The sequence below is a fragment of the Bacillus sp. FJAT-42315 genome, from assembly GCF_002797375.1.
In the GTDB taxonomy this organism is placed as follows: Bacteria; Bacillota; Bacilli; order Bacillales; family Domibacillaceae; genus Bacillus_CE.
In genome coordinates this window covers 2,431,318-2,449,122 of record NZ_KZ454941.1, presented here as the reverse complement: position 1 = coordinate 2,449,122, position 17,805 = coordinate 2,431,318, and the positions used below count along the sequence as shown (strand labels likewise).

The following is a 17,805-nucleotide window of genomic DNA, read 5'->3' as shown; positions in this document are numbered from 1 at the left end:
GGAAACAATGAATTCACAAATGGTTATTTCCTTAGCAGAAAAAGGGGTTTATACGACGATCATCGTATGTGCTCCTCTGCTTATCTTAGCCCTTGTTGTGGGGCTTGCTGTCAGTATTTTTCAAGCAACGACGCAAATACAGGAGCAGACGCTCGCGTTTATTCCGAAAATTGTAGCCGTATTAGTTGGCTTAATTTTTTTCGGTCCTTGGATGCTTAGCCGTATGTTGTCTTATACATTAGATATATTTACAAATTTAACGAGATTTGTAGGGTAGAGGGATGGATGAATTACTACCGAAACTGTCGGTGTTTTTATTAATAGTTGTACGCGTATCAGCTTTTTTTGTCACGATGCCACTGTTTTCTTATCGAACGATCCCGGCGATGCATCGAATAGGGTTTTCGGTTGTACTATCGTGGATGATGTATTATACGCTTGATGTGCCATCACTAGAAATAAACGGTGAATATTTTATTTTAATTATAAAAGAAGCATTAGTTGGTTTATTAATAGGGTTAGTTGCTTATATGATTTTATCAGCGATTCAAATTGCGGGGGGCTTTATCGATTTTCAAATGGGCTTTGCAATTGCGAATGTAATTGACCCACAGACAGGTGTCCAAAGTCCGCTTGTCGGTCAATATTTGTATATGTTTTCCTTGCTTTTATTGCTAGCGATCAATGGGCATCATTTGATCTTAGATGGAATTTTCTATAGCTATCAGTTTATTCCGATTGATCAAACGGGTCTTTCTTTCGGGAATGGTCAGCTAGCTGAATATGTTAGTCGAGCGTTTAACTCGATGTTTATGATTGCTTTTCAAATGGCGATGCCAGTTGTCGCTTGCTTATTCTTAGTAGATGTGGCACTCGGAATCGTAGCAAGAACGGTTCCGCAGCTCAACATCTTTGTTGTCGGTTTTCCGATCAAAATTGCTGTGGCATTTATCGTGTTAATGATTGTGTTCGGAGTCATCTTTACGGTCGTACAGGAATTGTTTGAAATGATGCTTCATACGATGCGCGATGTGATGACATTGTTAGGGGGGAGTTAACTTGAAAAGGTTACAGTTAGACCTTCAGTTTTTTGCCGGAGAAAAGACTGAAAAAGCCACTCCTAAAAAGCGTCAAGATTCTCGAAAAAAAGGGCAGGTTGCGAAGAGTCAGGATGTTAATACGGCAATAAGCTTGCTTGCTGTTTTTGGCTTTTTGTTTATCGGTGCTTCTTTTATGGGAAAGCATATTTTTGAGTTTTTTCGGCAATCACTGCAAAGTTATATGTTAATGCCTGTGACGGAGGCTAATTTAAAGGTGATTGTACTTGAAATTATGCAACGGCTTGTATACATTCTCGGTCCGGTAATGTTAGTGGCACTCCTCGCAGGTTTAGCGGCCAATTACATGCAAGTTGGTTTTTTATTAACGGGTGAACCGATCAAGCCAAAGTTAGAAAAGATCGATCCAATTAAAGGGTTTAAACGAATTTTTTCGTTAAGAGCGATTGTAGAATTGTTGAAGTCGATGTTGAAAATTTCGTTTGTTGGAGCTGCTACTTTCATCGTGCTTTGGTCGAATATTGAAGATGTATTAAAGCTGTCTTTTAAATCAGTCGCAGATGCGTTACAAACAGTAGGTGTATTGACCTTGAAAATGGGCCTCGTTGCCTCTTTAGCGCTGCTGTTTCTCGCTCTTCTCGATTATCTTTATCAAAAGTATGATTTTGAGAAAAACATCCGCATGTCTAAACAAGACATTAAGGATGAACATAAGAACATCGAAGGGGATCCACTGATTAAATCACAGATTAAACAAAGGCAACGTGAAATGGCGATGAGGAGGATGATGCAAGAGGTCCCTCAGGCCGATGTTGTTATTACGAACCCTACTCATTACGCCATTGCCTTAAAGTATGATGAGGGCAAGCTAGATGCTCCCTATGTGGTTGCCAAGGGAGTCGATTATTTAGCTCAAAAGATCAAGTATATCGCAGGTGAAAATGAAGTCACAATGGTGGAAAACAGGCCGCTTGCTAGAGCTTTATATGACCAAGCTGAAATTGGTGATCCGATACCTGAAGAATTTTTTAAAGCAGTTGCTGAAATTTTAGCTTATGTGTACCGAATGAAAAATAAATTGTAAGTTTTGTTGTTAGGAGAGAGAGAAATGCGAGCAAGAGATATCTCCGTATTATTGAGTGTTATTTTAATTGTTGCCATGTTAATTATTCCATTGCCGTCATGGTTATTGAGTGTATTGATCATTATGAATATTTCTCTTGCACTTTTAGTTTTACTCATTTCGATGAATATGCGAGAGGCATTGGAATTTTCCATTTTTCCATCACTGTTACTATTATTGACCTTATTTCGTTTAGGACTAAATGTATCTACCACTCGTTCAATCTTAAGCAAAGGTGAGGCAGGTGGTGTGGTTGAGACATTTGGAACATTTGTTGTCGGCGGAAATGTAGTCGTTGGGATGGTCGTCTTTTTAATCTTAATCATTATTCAGTTTATTGTTATTACAAAAGGATCTGAGCGTGTGTCTGAGGTAGCAGCCCGCTTCACTCTTGATGCGATGCCAGGGAAACAAATGAGTATTGATGCCGATTTAAATGCTGGAATGATTTCTGAGCAGGAAGCAAGAGAGCGCCGGGAAAAGGTGAGCCGTGAAGCTGATTTTTACGGAGCCATGGACGGTGCGACCAAGTTTGTCAAAGGTGATGCGATCGCTGGTATTATTATCGTGATCATTAACCTGATTTTTGGAATTATCATTGGTAGTGTTCAGCAAGGCTTGCCGTTAGCAGAGGCTGCCACTCGGTATTCTCTATTAACAGTAGGAGATGGAATCGTTTCACAAATTCCGGCACTATTAATTTCAACAGCGACAGGGATTGTGGTCACAAGGGCCGCTTCTAAAGGGAATTTAGGCGAGGATATTATGTCGCAGTTACTCGCTTATCCGATTATGCTATATGTCGCAGCAGGAACAATTCTTTTGTTAGGGATTGCGACACCGATCAATGATTTATTAACGATTCCGATTGCGGGCATGCTAGCGATAGGAGCGTTCATGCTACAAAGAACGCCTGAGAAGGATGAGGTAGACTTGATTGAAGCGGAAGAAGAAATTGAAACCGCCGAGTTAAAGAGTCCTGAAAGCGTCGTTAATTTATTAAATATTGATCCAATTGAATTTGAATTCGGCTATGGGCTGATTCCGCTAGCAGATGCTACACAAGGCGGAGATTTATTAGATCGAGTGGTAATGATTCGTCGACAGCTTGCGATTGAGCTAGGTTTAGTTATCCCAGTCGTTCGTATTCGTGATAATATTCAGCTTCAACCAAATGAATATCAGATTAAAATTAAAGGCAGTGTTATGGCACAAGGAGATTTGCTATTAGACCATTATTTAGCGATGAGTCCAGGTGAAGACGATGCCTCCATTGAAGGAATTGATACGATTGAACCTTCATTCGGTTTGCCAGCTAAATGGATTACAGAAGAAATGAAAGAGCAGGCAGAAATATTAGGTTATACAGTTGTCGATCCTCCAAGTGTCGTATCGACGCATTTAACAGAAGTGATTAAAGCAAATGCCCATGAATTGCTTGGTCGTCAAGAAACACAGCAATTGATTGAACATTTGAAAGAAGCGTATCCAATTTTAGTAGAGGAAGTCACGCCCAATCCACTGTCTGTTGGAGAAGTGCAAAAGGTATTGGCTAAGTTACTTAAAGAAAATATTTCTATCAGAAATTTACCGATCATCTTTGAAACCCTTGCTGATTTTGGAAAAATGTCGTCGGATACGGATCTATTAACGGAATATGTCCGTCAAGCACTCTCTAGGCAAATTACGAGACAGTATTTAGAGGGGGATGACTCTTTAAAAGTAATTACCCTGTCTGGAGGAATTGAAAAATTAATTGCTGATAGTGTCCAACAAACAGAACATGGCAATTTCTTATCGTTAGACCCGATGGATTCTCAAAGAATTCTAGAAGCGGTGGCTACACAAGTGGAGCAAATTACGTTTATGCAGCAAACACCCATCATCCTTTGCTCGCCAGCCATTCGCATGTATATGAAACAATTGTCTGAGAGGTATTTTCCGCAGCTACCGATTCTTTCTTATAATGAGCTTGAGCCGAATGTTGAAGTTCAAAGTGTTGGGGTGGTGAACATTGATTGAAAGTAAAAAAATACCAAGCGTCTTCTATGCAAGAAGCGATGAAGAAAATTCGAGCGGATTTAGGGAAGCAAGCTGTCATTCTTCAATCGAAAACGGTGTATACAGGTGGCTTTTTTGGCCTATTTAAAAAGAAAGCGATTGAAGTCGTAGCTGGAGTTGATCCGAATCCTCGTCCGGAAGTGAAAGAAAAGTCTCGAATTGTTCCAATGATTGAAAAAACTCAACCCGCAGTTACACCGATAAACAATGCAGAGGTGCTTGCGAAAGAAGTAAAAGAATTGAAAAAAATATTGGAGCAATATTCTCGTAACAATAAAATTTCTCTCGAAGGTGTACCGGAAGAATTGAAGTCACCGTTAGTCACCTTAAAAGAGCAGGAAGTGTCAAATGATTTAATCATGGAATTAAAGCAAGCCCTTTTATCAAAATGGAAGGATTCAAAGGGGCATGTAGATCAACGAGAGGCGCTTATATGGGCGAAAGAATGGTTATTAAACAAAATTAAGCCACTACAAGAAAAAACGTCGCAAAAGAAAAAATATATCAATATTGTTGGACCAACAGGTGTGGGGAAAACAACCACTTTAGCAAAGATGGCGGCTGATAGTGTGTTAGAAAAAGGAAAGGAAATCGCCTTTATCTCTACTGATACATACAGGATTGCCGCTATTAACCAATTAAAAACGTATGCTGACTTGTTGAAAGTACCGATGCATGTCGTTTATAAGGCAGAAGACTTTACAGAAGCAATCAAACAATTAGAAGACCACGACATGATCTATATCGATACTGCAGGACGAAATTACCGTGATGAAAGATATGTAAAAGAATTAAAAAGCATGATTTCCTTTGAAGAGGAAGTTGAAAGCTACTTAGTGATGGCTCTTACATCTAAAGAAAATGATTTGAAGGAGATTATTGATAAATTTTCTCTTATTCCGATCGAAAAGTTCATTTTCACAAAAATGGATGAGACGAAAACGCACGGTACGCTTCTTAATTTGATGTGTCATTTTCAAAAAGGAGTGGCCTTTATCACGAATGGGCAAAATGTCCCAGATGATTTGATGGAAGTCGACGCGGAAACAATTGTTGATATTATGTTTGGTGAAAATGTATGACACATGACCAAGCTTCAGGGTTGCGGCATAAGATTAATCGGTTAACCGGAAAGTTAGCGAAAACGGTTGCTGTCGTTAGTGGAAAAGGCGGCGTAGGAAAATCTAATATTTCTATGAATTTTGGCTTGAATTTAACACAACGTGGTAAAAAAGTGCTAATATTTGATATGGATATAAGTATGGGAAATATTCATGTGTTATCAGGTCTAACAGGCAAACGTTCCATTGTTGAATTTTTTGAAAAAGGATGTAGCCTTGAAGAGTTGGTTATGACTGGAACTGAAGGAGTGTCTTATATATTAGGAGGCTCTAGTTTAAGTAAGTTAATCGAATGGGATAACTATCATTTAGAGCGATGGATTTCTGCAATTGAGGCACTACAATATCAGTATGATTATTTGATTTTTGATATGGGAGCAGGAGTGACAAAAGAATCTTTAGATATACTGATGTCAGTAGAAGACATTTTAGTGGTGACCACACCTGAGCCCACGTCCCTTACTGATGCTTACTCGATGATTAAGTTTATCCACCTTCAAGGAGGGACGAATACGTTTTACCTCATATGCAATCGAGCCGAAAGTCTTGCGGAAGGTAGGGAAGCTAATGGGCGTTTGCAAAATGTCGTTGACAACTTTTTGCAACGAGAGGTCATTGAGCTTGGAGTATTGCCAGAGGATCGGCATGTGAAGCAAGCAGTCACGAAGCAAACACCTTTTCTACTTGCCTTTCCACAGGCTCCAATTTCTATAGCATGTAAGACGCTTACGGATAATTATTTAACGGGTGCAAAAACCCCTTCATTTAATGGAAATTCATCTAAATTTATAGAAAAGCTTCGTCATTTTTTCATGAAAGGCAGGAGCGAAAATGAAAAGTAAAAAAGTACTTGTAGTGGATGATTCAGCTTTTATGAGAAAACTAATCACTGATATTTTAAACTATCATCCCGAGCTTGATGTGGTAGCGACGGCACGTAATGGCAAGGATGCGATTGCGAAGTTTGAGAAATATAATCCGGATGTTATGACGATGGATGTTGAAATGCCTGAAATGGACGGTTTAGATGCATTGAGCTACATTATGGAGCACAAACCGACACCTGTCGTTATGCTTTCGAGTTTAACGAAAAAAGGCACGGAAACGACGATGCTAGCTATGGAGAGAGGAGCGGTTGATTTTATCGCTAAGCCTTCTGGAACAATTTCCGTTGATTTATACAAAATTAAAGATGAATTGATTGAAAAAGTGCTAGCGGCTAGTCGCGCTAATGTCCGTCCACTCTCTTTATTTAATAAACCAAGAATTCATAGGAATATGAGTGCTAAAACGGAACAGTTTTCCTCAACCAATAGGTTAGAACGCTCAAAAATAAGCGGAAAGACATTAATTGTGATCGGGACGTCAACAGGTGGTCCGCGTGCACTTCAAAGTGTACTAACTAGGCTTCCAGCCAATCTTAACGCACCTATATTAATTGTACAGCATATGCCAGCAGGCTTTACTCATTCACTTGCTCAAAGGCTAGATTCACTTTCAGCTATCTCTGTTAAAGAAGCTGAAGACGGTGAAATTTTAAGGAATAACACGGCGTATATTGCGCCAGGGAATTATCATTTGAAAGTGAAAAAAGTTGGCGTCTCTTTAGCTGTCCATTTAGATCAAACACCTGCAGTAAGCGGACATCGGCCTTCTGTTGATGTGCTTTTTGAGTCAACAAGTGAGATATCAGATTACAACAAGGTGGCTGTCGTCATGACAGGTATGGGGACGGATGGTGCCAATGGTTTGTTTAAAATGAAAGAAGTGGGAAATGGGAGTGTAACGGCTATTGCTGAGTCGAAAGATACTTGTGTAGTGTTTGGGATGCCAAGAGCGGCGATTGCTACGCATGTAGTAGATGATGTAGTGCCAGTGGATCAAATTGCAGAAACAATTGTTAAGTATATACCTTAGAGAGGGATGAGCGGCTAATGGAAGTGAATCAATATTTAGAAATTTTCATTGAAGAAAGCAAGGAGCATTTGCAAGCAGTAAATGAAAATCTTTTAGTTTTGGAGAAAAATCCAGAAGACATCTCAATTGTTAATGAAATCTTTCGTTCAGCCCATACGTTAAAAGGGATGTCCGCAACGATGGGATATGAGGATTTAGCCAACTTAACACACAAAATGGAGAATGTGTTAGATGCGATTCGAAACCATAAAATCCAGGTTACTGCGGAAATATTAGATGTTGTTTTTGCTTCAATTGATGATCTAGAGGCTATGGTCAATGATATTGCCTCTGGTGGAGATGGAAAAAGAGATGTCATAGCCATTGTTGAGAAGCTATTAAAAATTGAAAATGGCGAAGAATTATCAGCTGCTTCTGAAGAGGTTGCCGTAACGGTGTCTGAGTCATTACCTCAAACAGCATATGCCGCTGAATACGATGAATTTGAACGTACGGTGATTGGTCAATCTAAAGAGCAGGGATTCTCTTGCTTAGAAATTGAAGTTCAACTAAGAAGCGATTGTGTTTTAAAGGCAGCAAGGGTATTTATGGTTTTTGAAGTGCTGGAGAAATGCGGAGAAGTAATCAAATCAACTCCTTCAACGGAACAGTTAGAAGAGGAAAAATTTGATGAAAAGTTCGTTGTCACTATCATTACGAAGAGCCCTGCTGAAGAAATTGAAAGCAAAGTTAAAAAAGTATCAGAAGTCGTCAACGTCACGATTACTAATGTAGAGTTAGAACCTTTAAACGTAAATGTAGCACTGCAAGAAGAGGTTCAAGTAGAAGTTAGCAAGCCAGTTGAAAATAAAGAAGTGAAAGAAACAAAGCAAAGTAAGCAGCAAGCTGTTGCAAACAAAACCATTCGTGTGAACATCGAGCGTTTGGATATTTTAATGAACTTGTTCGAAGAGCTAGTGATCGATCGTGGAAGGCTAGAACAAATTTCTGGGGACCTTAATCATCCAGAGCTTAATGAAACTGTAGAGCGGATGTCAAGAATTTCCGGAGATTTACAAAATATCATTTTGAACATGCGAATGGTTCCAGTAGAAACTGTGTTCAATCGCTTTCCACGAATGGTTCGCCAGCTTGCGCGAGAGTTAAACAAGCAAATTAATTTAGAAATTATCGGGGCGGATACGGAGCTTGATCGTACGGTAATTGATGAAATCGGCGATCCTCTCGTTCACTTAATCCGTAACGCGATTGACCATGGCATAGAAAGCCCAGAAGATCGTAAAGCGAAAGGTAAACCTGCTGAAGGAACGGTTAAGCTAAAAGCCTACCATAGCGGAAACCACGTATTTATTGAAATAGAAGATGATGGTGCGGGAATTAATAAAGACAAAGTGTTAAGGAAAGCTCTATCAAAGGGTGTTGTAACAGAAGAGCAAGCGTTGACGCTTTCAGATAAGCAAATTTATGAGCTTATTTTGGCCTCGGGTTTCTCAACTGCCGAGCAAGTCTCAGATATTTCAGGTCGTGGTGTTGGTTTAGATGTAGTTAAAACAACGATAGAATCTCTTGGTGGTTCAATTAGTATCGATGCTAATGAAGGAAAAGGCTCCATCTTTTCTATTCAGCTTCCATTAACGCTATCAATTATTTCTGTCATGCTAGTGGAAGTGGAAAAAGAGAAGTATGCCATTCCATTATCTTCTATTATTGAAACAGCGATTGTCAAGAAAACGGATATTTTAAAAGCGCATAATCAACAAGTCATTGATTTTCGCGGCAAGGTCGTTCCACTCGTTTTCTTAGAACAAATTTTTGAAGTCCCAGCTGTTGAAGAAAAAGATGAATATTATTCGATCGTCATCGTTCGAAAAGGAGATAAAATGGCCGGACTTGTTGTCGATTCCTTCATTGGTCAACAAGAAGTTGTCTTGAAATCACTAGGAAACTATTTAACAAATGTTTTTGCTATTTCAGGTGCTACGATTTTAGGAGATGGCCAGGTTGCTTTAATCGTAGATTGTAATGCCTTGATTAAATAATTGATGGAAGGAAGGAAAATGATGAGTAATATGAGCGCTCAGTCTACAATAAAAGTGATTGCCTTTCAATTAATGGATAAAGAGTATGCTTTCCCAGTCCATCAAGTCCATTCTATAGAGAAATTAATGCATATTACTCGGGTTCCGGGTACAGTCCCTTTTATTAAAGGCGTTATCAACTTACGTGGTGTTGTCACGCCAATTATTGATTTACGTAATCGATTTAATCTTCCTGATGAAGAGTATAACGAGAATACTAGAATTATCATCGCCTCTTTAGATGAGATGGAAGTGGGATTAGTCGTTGATGGAGCTAACGATGTGCTAGATATTCCAAATGACATCATTGAACCTCAGCCAGACGTGGTAGGTTCTATTGAAGCGGAATATATTGTTGGAGTAGCCAAATTAGAAAAGAGACTGTTAATTTTATTAAGCTTAGAAAAAGTGTTTAAGTAAAGGGGTAAATACATGAGCTATATCGATCAAATTCAAACTCTCCACTTAGACATATTAAAAGAAATTGGAAATATAGGAGCTGGGCATGCAGCAACGGCTCTTTCTACGCTTTTAAATAAAAAGGTAGATATGAAGGTACCTAGTGTGAGGGTTGCTAGCTTTACTGAAATGATGGAAATGGCTGGTGGACCGGACCAAGAAGTGGTTAGTGTCAGCTTAAGGATAGAAGGAGAAGCGAGTGGAAATATGTTTTTCATCCTGTCTTTAGAACAAGCAGAAAATTATATTTGCAATATGACGGGCGATAAACAGTTTTCTTTTCAAGAGGTGAATAGAGAAGCCATTGGTTATTCTGCTATGCAAGAGCTAGGGAATATTTTGTCTGGATCTTACTTATCAGCCTTGAGCGACTTTACACGATTACAGCTTTATCCATCTGTCCCTGAATTAACGATTGATATGTTTGGTGCCATTATTAGTTTTGGTTTAGTAGAAGCCTCTCAATACGGGGATTATGCAATTGTCATTGACACGGTACTTAAAGAAGAGGAGACAGGTGAAAAGGAGGAAGTGAAAGGGCATTTCTTTTTGCTTCCTTCTCCATTCTCTTTCCCTACAATATTTCGTGCCTTGGGAGTCGAGATGAATGAATAGAATCAAACAAATCGTGAAAGTAGGGATTGCTGAGTTAAATATCGTTCGTTCCCCAGACACTATTCGGACATCGGGGCTAGGTTCTTGTGTTGGAGTTGTCATTTATGATGAACAGCAAGCTCTTGGCGGAATGGTTCACGTGATGTTACCAGACTCAGCTCTCGCTAAAACCGATAATATAAACAAAGCAAAATTTGCAGATACAGGGATTATCGAGCTACTTAACATTTTAAAAAGGGAAGGTGCTCACATCCATAGATTAAAAGCTAAGCTTGCCGGTGGTGCCCAAATGTTTCAATTTAGCCCTCAAAGTGATTCTATGAGAATAGGCCCGAGAAATGTTGAAGCGGTCAAGCGTAAACTGAGAGAAGAAAACATTCAAATTGCTGCTGAAGACGTTGGTGGTAATAACGGTCGAACCATTGAATTTGATCCACAAACATGCCGATTAATGATTCGAACTGTGAATAAAGGAGTTCGAGATATATAATGAGAGGCTCGATTTTATGGAATATATGGATCATGATTGCAGGATTTACTCTTTATTTTCTACTTTCATTTCCTAATGGAGAACCTTTACCTGTTATTTTAGGCTCATTTGCTACCGCTACCATTTTTTTTATGTTGATGTTTGTTATTCGTTTCATGTTGTTCATCGCTTTTCCCCCCGATAGTTTTGCTGCGGAGCCTGTAGTAGAGGAAGAGTTGTCTACTAAAGAAGAGACACAAGAAGAAATTCATGAAGAAGAGATGCCTATTAAAGTTGAGAAAGATGGTCAGGCGAAACGGCTAGAAATGACGGATAGCGAGAAAACAGCAGCAATTATTCGTGAAATGATCAACGAGTAAAAAGAATGGTGATAGCCTCTCAATTTTTGCAGAAAACACCATTAGGCATTTGTGGTTAGTTTCTTATAATATAATTAGCAACTTTATGAAGTTAGAATAAATCATTTAGAAATAAACTTCTCGACGAGGTTAACCCGAGGAGGAGAGATAGAAAATGCCTAGGATGAACGTTAATGAAGAAGAAAAGTTATGGGATGCTTGGTTAAAGAGTCGTGATAGTCAGGCAGGAAACTTGCTTGTGGAAAAGTATATGCCTCTTGTTTCTTTTCATTCGCAGCGGATTTCGGCGAACTTGCCACGGAGCGTTAATAAGGAAGATATAAAAAGCTTAGCCTTAATGGGGTTATTAGATGCGTTAACTAAATTTGATCCATCTAGGGATTTAAAGTTTGACACATATGCCTCCTTCCGAATCCGTGGAGCCATATTAGATGGTCTGAGGAAAGAAGATTGGCTACCGCGTGGTACGAGAGAAAAAGCGAAAAAAATCGAAGCGAAGATAGAGGAGATGGAACAAACTTATTTGCGTCGCGTCACGGCTGTTGAAGTAGCGGAGCAGCTCAATTTAAGTGAAGATGAAATCCATCAAACGATGACTGAACACTTATTTGCTAATGTGCTTTCTATGGATGAACATGTACAAGATTCGGATCACTCCGATGCCAAAGGGTTTATCCTAAAGGATGAGAAAACGATCTCACCTGAAGAGGAAGTAGTAAAGGGTGAGCTCATTCAAGAGCTAGTGCAAGAAATTTCTAAACTAACGGCCAAAGAGCAAATGGTACTGAGTTTGTTTTATCATGAAGAACTGACCCTTACTGAAATAGGTGAAGTGATGAGTTTATCGACATCAAGAATTTCCCAAATTCATTCTAAAGCTATTTTCAAACTAAAAAACCAGCTGATCAAGGTGAATGGAACAGCGCCTTCATTAAGGAAAACAAATTGACTCTAGAGGATAATAAGGAAATATGACAACACTTTTCATAATGGCTTCGCTTATACTAAATGCGGTCGCTCTATTTGCCATTATCCTTCTATTCTTGAGACAAAACCGTTTGTTTGATTTAAAAAATCAACAACAAAAAATGGCTCAAGAAATGGAGGAAATGATGGATGCCTATTTGTTAGAAATGAAAGAGGAAAACGAGAAATTTATTGAACAACTTTCACAGAAAGCATCAGTAAACGAAGTTAAGCCTTCACCTGCTCCAGAGCAGGTGCTATTGATCCCGAATTTACAGCGAGCGAGAGCTGTTAAAGGATATAAAACAGCTAGTTCAACAAATGAGCATACGACTCCACTGAAAAAAAAGCAGGTTGAAGATGAAATCGATCTTCTTCATAAACAAGGTTTCACCGTTGAAGAAATTGCCAAGAAATTAAATAAAGGCAAGACTGAAGTGGAACTAGCTTTGAAATTTTCAAACATCGGGAAAAATAGTTGATTGCTTTAGAAGGATATGTTATATTTACTAACGGTGTTAATACACACGCTTGCGGATTTGGACAGATGGTGCTGTTTAGACAGTTTCTGGACGAAAATGAGGCGAGCGGAGGAAAATCAAAACCATTAGGAGGAACAAAATATGTCAGTCATTTCAATGAAACAATTGCTTGAAGCTGGTGTACACTTCGGACACCAAACACGCCGTTGGAACCCAAAAATGAAAAAATACATTTTCCAAGAGCGTAACGGGATCTACATTATCGATCTTCAAAAAACAGTTCGTAAAGTCGAAGAAGCTTATAAATTCGTAAAAGAATTAGCTGAAGACGGCGGGAAAGTTCTTTTCGTTGGTACGAAAAAACAAGCTCAAGAGTCTGTGAAAGAAGAAGCAGAACGTTCTGGTATGTACTTTGTTAACCAACGTTGGTTAGGTGGTACATTAACAAACTTCTCTACAATTCAAAAACGTGTACAACGTTTGAAAAACATTGAGAAAATGGAAGAAGACGGAACTTTCGAAGTTCTTCCTAAAAAAGAAGTAGTTCAACTGAAAAAAGAACATGAGCGCTTAGTGAAATTCTTAGGCGGAATTAGAGATATGAAAGATCTTCCAGATGCGTTATTCATCATCGACCCACGTAAAGAGCGTATTGCGGTTGCTGAAGCTCGTAAATTACACATCCCAATCGTAGGTATTGTTGATACAAACTGTGATCCGGATGAAATCGATTATGTAATTCCAGCGAACGATGATGCGATTCGCGCAGTTAAACTTTTAACTGGAAAAATGGCAGATGCGATTTTAGAAGCGAAACAAGGCGAAGAAACAGTTGAAGTTGCTGCGACTGAAGAAGTAGCTACTGCTGAGTAATAGTCTTGATGAAAAGGTGATAAGACGAAAGTCCCTTATCACCTTTTTTTAAAGAGAAAAAGCCAGAAAAGTTGTATAGTCAGCTTTTCTGTGCTAATCATATATTTGATAGTTACATACAATTAAAGGAGGAAGAATACTTATGGCAGTTACTGCACAAATGGTAAAAGAACTTCGTGAAAAAACAGGCGCAGGCATGATGGACTGTAAAAAAGCTTTAACAGAAACAAACGGTGATATGGAGAAAGCGATTGACTTCCTTCGTGAAAAAGGAATCGCTAAAGCAGCTAAAAAAGCGGATCGTATCGCTGCTGAAGGTACGACTTTCATCAAGGCTGAAGGTAACGAAGCTGTGATTTTAGAAGTAAACTCTGAAACAGATTTCGTTGCGAAAAACGAAGGCTTCCAACAGCTTGTAAAAGAATTAGCAGACCATTTATTAGCAAACAAACCAGCTTCTATTGAAGAGGCGCATGAGCAAACAATGAGCAATGGTCAAACAGTTGCTGAGCACATCAATGAAGCAGTAGCTAAAATTGGTGAGAAATTAACATTACGTCGTTTTGAAGTAGTAGCAAAAGGCGACAATGATGCATTTGGTGCTTACCTTCACATGGGTGGACGTATCGGCGTATTAACACTTGTAGAAGGTACAACAGATGAAGAAGCAGCAAAAGACGTAGCAATGCATGCAGCTGCTTTAAATCCAAAATACATTTCACGTGATTCTGTATCTCAAGAAGAAGTAGAGCGTGAGCGTGAAGTATTAACTCAACAAGCATTAAACGAAGGCAAGCCAGAAAACATCGTTGCGAAAATGGTTGAAGGACGCATCAGCAAATTCTTCGAAGATATTTGCTTAGTCGATCAAGCATTCGTTAAAAATCCTGATCAAAAAGTTGGTCAATTTGTAGCATCTAAAGGTGGAACAGTAAAAGCGCTTGTTCGTTATGCTGTTGGTGAAGGAATCGAAAAGCGTCAAGATAACTTTGCTGAAGAAGTAATGAGCCAAGTAAAAAAATAATTCCTTACTATTGCTTCATCGGAAAGAATGTATGGAAAATTGGAAATCCCTTACCGCTTGTTGGTGAGGGATTTCATATAGAAGTTTCGGCAAAATCGTAATTAAAACCATTACATATGGAGGTCTACATGAGTGTTCCAAAATATAAACGTGTTGTATTAAAGCTTAGTGGAGAGGCATTGGCGGGAGATGCTGGATTTGGTATTAACCCTAAAGTCATTAAATCCATTGCAGAACAAGTAAAAGAAATTGCAGAATTAGATGTGGAAGTAGCGGTTGTCGTTGGTGGCGGAAACATTTGGAGAGGCAAAATTGGCAGTGAAATGGGCATGGATCGTGCCACAGCTGATTACATGGGCATGCTAGCAACAGTAATGAATTCAATGGCTTTACAAGATAGTTTAGAACAACTAGGTATTGAAACTCGTGTTCAAACATCCATTGAAATGCGTCAAGTTGCCGAACCTTATATTCGTCGTCGTGCGATTCGTCATTTAGAAAAGAAACGCGTCGTTATTTTTGCAGCAGGTACAGGAAACCCTTACTTCTCTACAGATACAACGGCTGCACTAAGAGCAGCTGAAATTGAAGCAGAAGTCATTTTAATGGCGAAAAATAATGTAGACGGTGTCTATTCTGCGGACCCGCGCGTTGATAAAGATGCAGTCAAATATAACGAGCTTTCCTATTTAGATGTGTTAAAAGAAGGTTTAGCTGTCATGGATTCAACAGCTTCTTCTTTATGTATGGATAACGACATCCCATTAATTGTATTCTCTGTAATGGAAAGTGGAAATATTAAACGTGTTGTCATGGGAGATAATATTGGAACAATTGTTAGGGGGAAAGAATAATGCCAACTAAAGTAATGGAACAATTAAATGATAAAATGACAAAAGCGATTCAAGCTTTCACAAGAGAGTTAGCTTCAATTCGTGCGGGGCGTGCAAGTGCTTCATTATTGGATCGTGTGACAGTAGAATACTACGGAGCACCAACACCAGTTAATCAACTTGCCTCTGTTTCTGTACCAGAAGCAAGACTTTTAGTTATTCAACCTTACGATAAAACGGCTTTAGGTGATATTGAAAAAGCCATTTTAAAATCTGATTTAGGACTAAATCCATCGAATGATGGTTCTGTGATCCGTCTTGCTTTCCCAGCTCTAACAGAAGAACGCCGTAAAGAACTTGCGAAGTTAGTGAAGAAAGAAGCGGAAGATGCGAAAGTCGCGATTCGAAATGTTCGTCGTGATGCAAATGAAGATCTTAAAAAACTTGAAAAAGCAGGCGACATTACAGAAGATGCTCTTCGTGGACATACAGAAGATGTTCAAAAGCAAACCGATCAATTTATTACGAAAATTGATGAAATTGCCAAAGACAAAGAAAAAGAAATCATGGAAGTTTAACGATTATAAACCCTCTTCTTTGTAAGGGGGTTTTCTTATTTTTACGAAGAAAAATCAAATACATAAAATTCTACAAAGTAATCATCGAGAGATTTTGGTATTATAATAGGTAGTGTTTTTAATTATATTGATGAGGTTACATTTTGGAGGATATTTTATGATCAACAAAAAGAAGTTGTGGGGAAGCAATCGAGTCCATCATACTGAAGATAAGATTGAACAAATCAAAAAAGAGTCGGTTCCAGAACATATCGCCATTATTATGGATGGAAATGGAAGGTGGGCGAAGAAAAGGGCTCTTCCTAGAGTGGCTGGTCATCATGAAGGGATGAAAACCGTTAGAAAAATCACGAAATTAGCTAATCGTCTAGGAGTGAAAACGTTAACTTTATATGCTTTTTCTACGGAAAATTGGAAGCGTCCTAAGCTAGAAGTGGATTTTTTGATGAAGCTGCCAGAAGAGTTTCTGGGCACATTTTTACCTGAATTAATTGAGGAAAACGTTCGGGTAGAAATGATGGGGGATCGAGAACAAGTTCCCGCGCATACATTACGTGCAGTCGACAAGGCGAGAAAAGAGACTGAACATAATGATGGACTCATTTTAAACTTTGCTTTGAACTATGGGAGTAGAGCGGAGATATTAGATGCCGTGAAAGCTATTATGCATGATGCAAAAAATGGTATACTAAAAGAAGATGACTTAAAAGAAGAAGTCTTTTCCCGCTATTTAATGACGAAGCATTTAAACGACCCAGACTTACTGATTCGAACAAGTGGAGAAATACGCTTGAGTAATTTTATGCTTTGGCAGCTCGCTTACACCGAGTTTTGGTTTTCTGATGTGCTATGGCCAGATTTTAATGAAAACCACTTGTTAGAAGCCGTTGAGGCCTATCAGCGACGGTCTCGTCGATTTGGCGGCTTGCAATCATAAATTTGAATTTCGATGAAAGTTAGGAGTTTATAAAATGAAACAACGTATTATAACAGCTGTCATTGCTGCAGCCGTTTTTTTACCAATTGTCCTTTATGGCGGCTGGCCATTTTTACTACTGGCCTTTTTGATGGCCGTAATAGGGCTTGGAGAAGCATTAAGAATGAAAAAGATCTCGTTAGCTTCTATACCAGGAATTTTGTCAATAATTATGTTGACCATTTTATTAATTCCTAATAAGATGAGCGGTGTCATCGAGCAGGCAGGCTATGACAAATTGCAGTTGATGTTGCTAATGGTTCTGTTGTTGTTAGTCTACATGGTCATGTCTAAAAATCGTTTTACGTTTGAAGATGCCAGCTTTTGTGTCCTTTCCGTATTATATATCGGCTTTGGTTTTTATTATTTTATGGAAACCAGAGAGGCGGGCATCGTGTTTGTCTTCTTCGCTTTATTTATTACATGGGCAACCGATTCGGGAGCCTATTTCATTGGGCGTTCCTTTGGAAAGAACAAATTGTGGCCAGACATTAGCCCGAAAAAAACGATCGAAGGTTCTTTAGGAGGCATTTTTTCAGCTATTGTCGTTGCCTTATTATTTTATTTCTTTGCCGATATGAATACGGCATTAGTACAGCTATTGATCGGTACGGTCGTGCTGTCGGCGTTTGGCCAGATGGGTGATCTTGTTGAATCGGCTTTAAAACGTCATTTTGGTGTGAAGGATTCAGGGACGATTTTACCTGGACATGGAGGAATTTTAGATCGTGTCGATAGTTGGTTGTTTGTGTTCCCGCTTATCCATATTTTACAAATTGTTAGTTAGAGTTT

The 17,805-nt window shown here is 38.9% G+C and carries 20 protein-coding genes; all 20 read left to right on the top strand.

Annotated features, from left to right (window positions below; translation table 11 throughout):
• Positions 1–7: 7 nt before the first annotated feature.
• The 20 genes from fliQ (at position 8) to CEF22_RS11855 (ending at position 17,800) form a co-directional block, all read left to right on the top strand.
• Entirely contained in the window at positions 8–277 is a 270-nt protein-coding gene (gene fliQ / locus CEF22_RS11950; protein WP_094835626.1) for a flagellar biosynthesis protein FliQ, read from the top strand.
• A gap of 4 nt (positions 278–281) precedes the next feature.
• The gene (gene fliR / locus CEF22_RS11945; RefSeq protein WP_100403050.1) at positions 282–1,058 is read left to right on the top strand and encodes a flagellar biosynthetic protein FliR; all 777 of its coding nucleotides are present in this window, start codon (positions 282–284) and stop codon (positions 1,056–1,058) included.
• Position 1,059: 1 nt separating this feature from the next.
• Complete coding sequence (gene flhB / locus CEF22_RS11940; protein WP_100403049.1) at positions 1,060–2,142, top strand: flagellar biosynthesis protein FlhB; 1,083 nt, start codon at positions 1,060–1,062, stop codon at positions 2,140–2,142.
• 24 nt (positions 2,143–2,166) lie between these two features.
• Entirely contained in the window at positions 2,167–4,203 is a 2,037-nt protein-coding gene (gene flhA / locus CEF22_RS11935) for a flagellar biosynthesis protein FlhA (RefSeq protein WP_100403048.1), read from the top strand.
• The gene (gene flhF, locus CEF22_RS11930) at positions 4,200–5,324 is read left to right on the top strand and encodes a flagellar biosynthesis protein FlhF (protein WP_100403047.1); all 1,125 of its coding nucleotides are present in this window, start codon (positions 4,200–4,202) and stop codon (positions 5,322–5,324) included. The genes flhA and flhF overlap by 4 nt, the downstream gene beginning before the upstream one ends.
• Positions 5,321–6,205, top strand: a complete 885-nt coding sequence (locus tag CEF22_RS11925) for a MinD/ParA family protein (RefSeq protein WP_100403046.1) — start codon at positions 5,321–5,323, stop codon at positions 6,203–6,205. The genes flhF and CEF22_RS11925 overlap by 4 nt, the downstream gene beginning before the upstream one ends.
• Complete coding sequence (locus CEF22_RS11920; RefSeq protein ID WP_100403045.1) at positions 6,195–7,280, top strand: protein-glutamate methylesterase/protein-glutamine glutaminase; 1,086 nt, start codon at positions 6,195–6,197, stop codon at positions 7,278–7,280. Before CEF22_RS11925 ends, CEF22_RS11920 begins: the two co-directional genes overlap by 11 nt.
• Positions 7,281–7,297: 17 nt before the next feature.
• A complete protein-coding gene (locus CEF22_RS11915; protein WP_100403044.1) occupies positions 7,298–9,319 on the top strand; it encodes a chemotaxis protein CheA in 2,022 nt (673 codons plus the stop codon).
• A 21-nt stretch (positions 9,320–9,340) separates the two neighbouring features.
• Complete coding sequence (locus CEF22_RS11910; protein ID WP_095478625.1) at positions 9,341–9,778, top strand: chemotaxis protein CheW; 438 nt, start codon at positions 9,341–9,343, stop codon at positions 9,776–9,778.
• A 12-nt stretch (positions 9,779–9,790) separates the two neighbouring features.
• A complete protein-coding gene (locus CEF22_RS11905) occupies positions 9,791–10,432 on the top strand; it encodes a chemotaxis protein CheC (RefSeq protein ID WP_095478626.1) in 642 nt (213 codons plus the stop codon).
• Positions 10,425–10,922, top strand: coding sequence for a chemotaxis protein CheD (locus CEF22_RS11900; RefSeq protein WP_100403043.1), 498 nt, complete (start codon positions 10,425–10,427; stop codon positions 10,920–10,922). Before CEF22_RS11905 ends, CEF22_RS11900 begins: the two co-directional genes overlap by 8 nt.
• Entirely contained in the window at positions 10,922–11,281 is a 360-nt protein-coding gene (locus CEF22_RS11895) for a hypothetical protein (protein ID WP_100403042.1), read from the top strand. Before CEF22_RS11900 ends, CEF22_RS11895 begins: the two co-directional genes overlap by 1 nt.
• A 154-nt stretch (positions 11,282–11,435) precedes the next feature.
• On the top strand, positions 11,436–12,230 hold the full coding sequence (locus CEF22_RS11890; protein WP_095478629.1) for a FliA/WhiG family RNA polymerase sigma factor: 795 nt from the start codon (positions 11,436–11,438) through the stop codon (positions 12,228–12,230).
• Positions 12,231–12,252: 22 nt separating this feature from the next.
• The gene (locus tag CEF22_RS11885; RefSeq protein WP_100403041.1) at positions 12,253–12,729 is read left to right on the top strand and encodes a DUF6115 domain-containing protein; all 477 of its coding nucleotides are present in this window, start codon (positions 12,253–12,255) and stop codon (positions 12,727–12,729) included.
• Positions 12,730–12,870: 141 nt separating this feature from the next.
• Entirely contained in the window at positions 12,871–13,602 is a 732-nt protein-coding gene (gene rpsB / locus CEF22_RS11880) for a 30S ribosomal protein S2 (protein WP_095478631.1), read from the top strand.
• 142 nt (positions 13,603–13,744) lie between these two features.
• Positions 13,745–14,626 (top strand): translation elongation factor Ts, encoded by an 882-nt coding sequence (gene tsf, locus CEF22_RS11875; protein ID WP_095478632.1) that lies wholly within the window; start codon positions 13,745–13,747, stop codon positions 14,624–14,626.
• 128 nt (positions 14,627–14,754) lie between these two features.
• Positions 14,755–15,480: a UMP kinase gene (gene pyrH, locus CEF22_RS11870; RefSeq protein ID WP_094835611.1), complete on the top strand. Its 726-nt coding sequence runs from the start codon at positions 14,755–14,757 to the stop codon at positions 15,478–15,480.
• Positions 15,480–16,037 carry a ribosome recycling factor gene (gene frr, locus CEF22_RS11865; RefSeq protein ID WP_100403040.1) on the top strand — a complete coding sequence of 186 codons (558 nt, stop codon included), beginning with the start codon at positions 15,480–15,482 and terminating at the stop codon, positions 16,035–16,037. The genes pyrH and frr overlap by 1 nt, the downstream gene beginning before the upstream one ends.
• Positions 16,038–16,194: 157 nt before the next feature.
• Positions 16,195–16,974 (top strand): isoprenyl transferase, encoded by a 780-nt coding sequence (locus CEF22_RS11860; RefSeq protein ID WP_100403039.1) that lies wholly within the window; start codon positions 16,195–16,197, stop codon positions 16,972–16,974.
• A 34-nt stretch (positions 16,975–17,008) separates the two neighbouring features.
• Positions 17,009–17,800, top strand: coding sequence for a phosphatidate cytidylyltransferase (locus CEF22_RS11855; protein WP_095478635.1), 792 nt, complete (start codon positions 17,009–17,011; stop codon positions 17,798–17,800).
• The last annotated feature ends 5 nt before the right edge of the window (positions 17,801–17,805 follow it).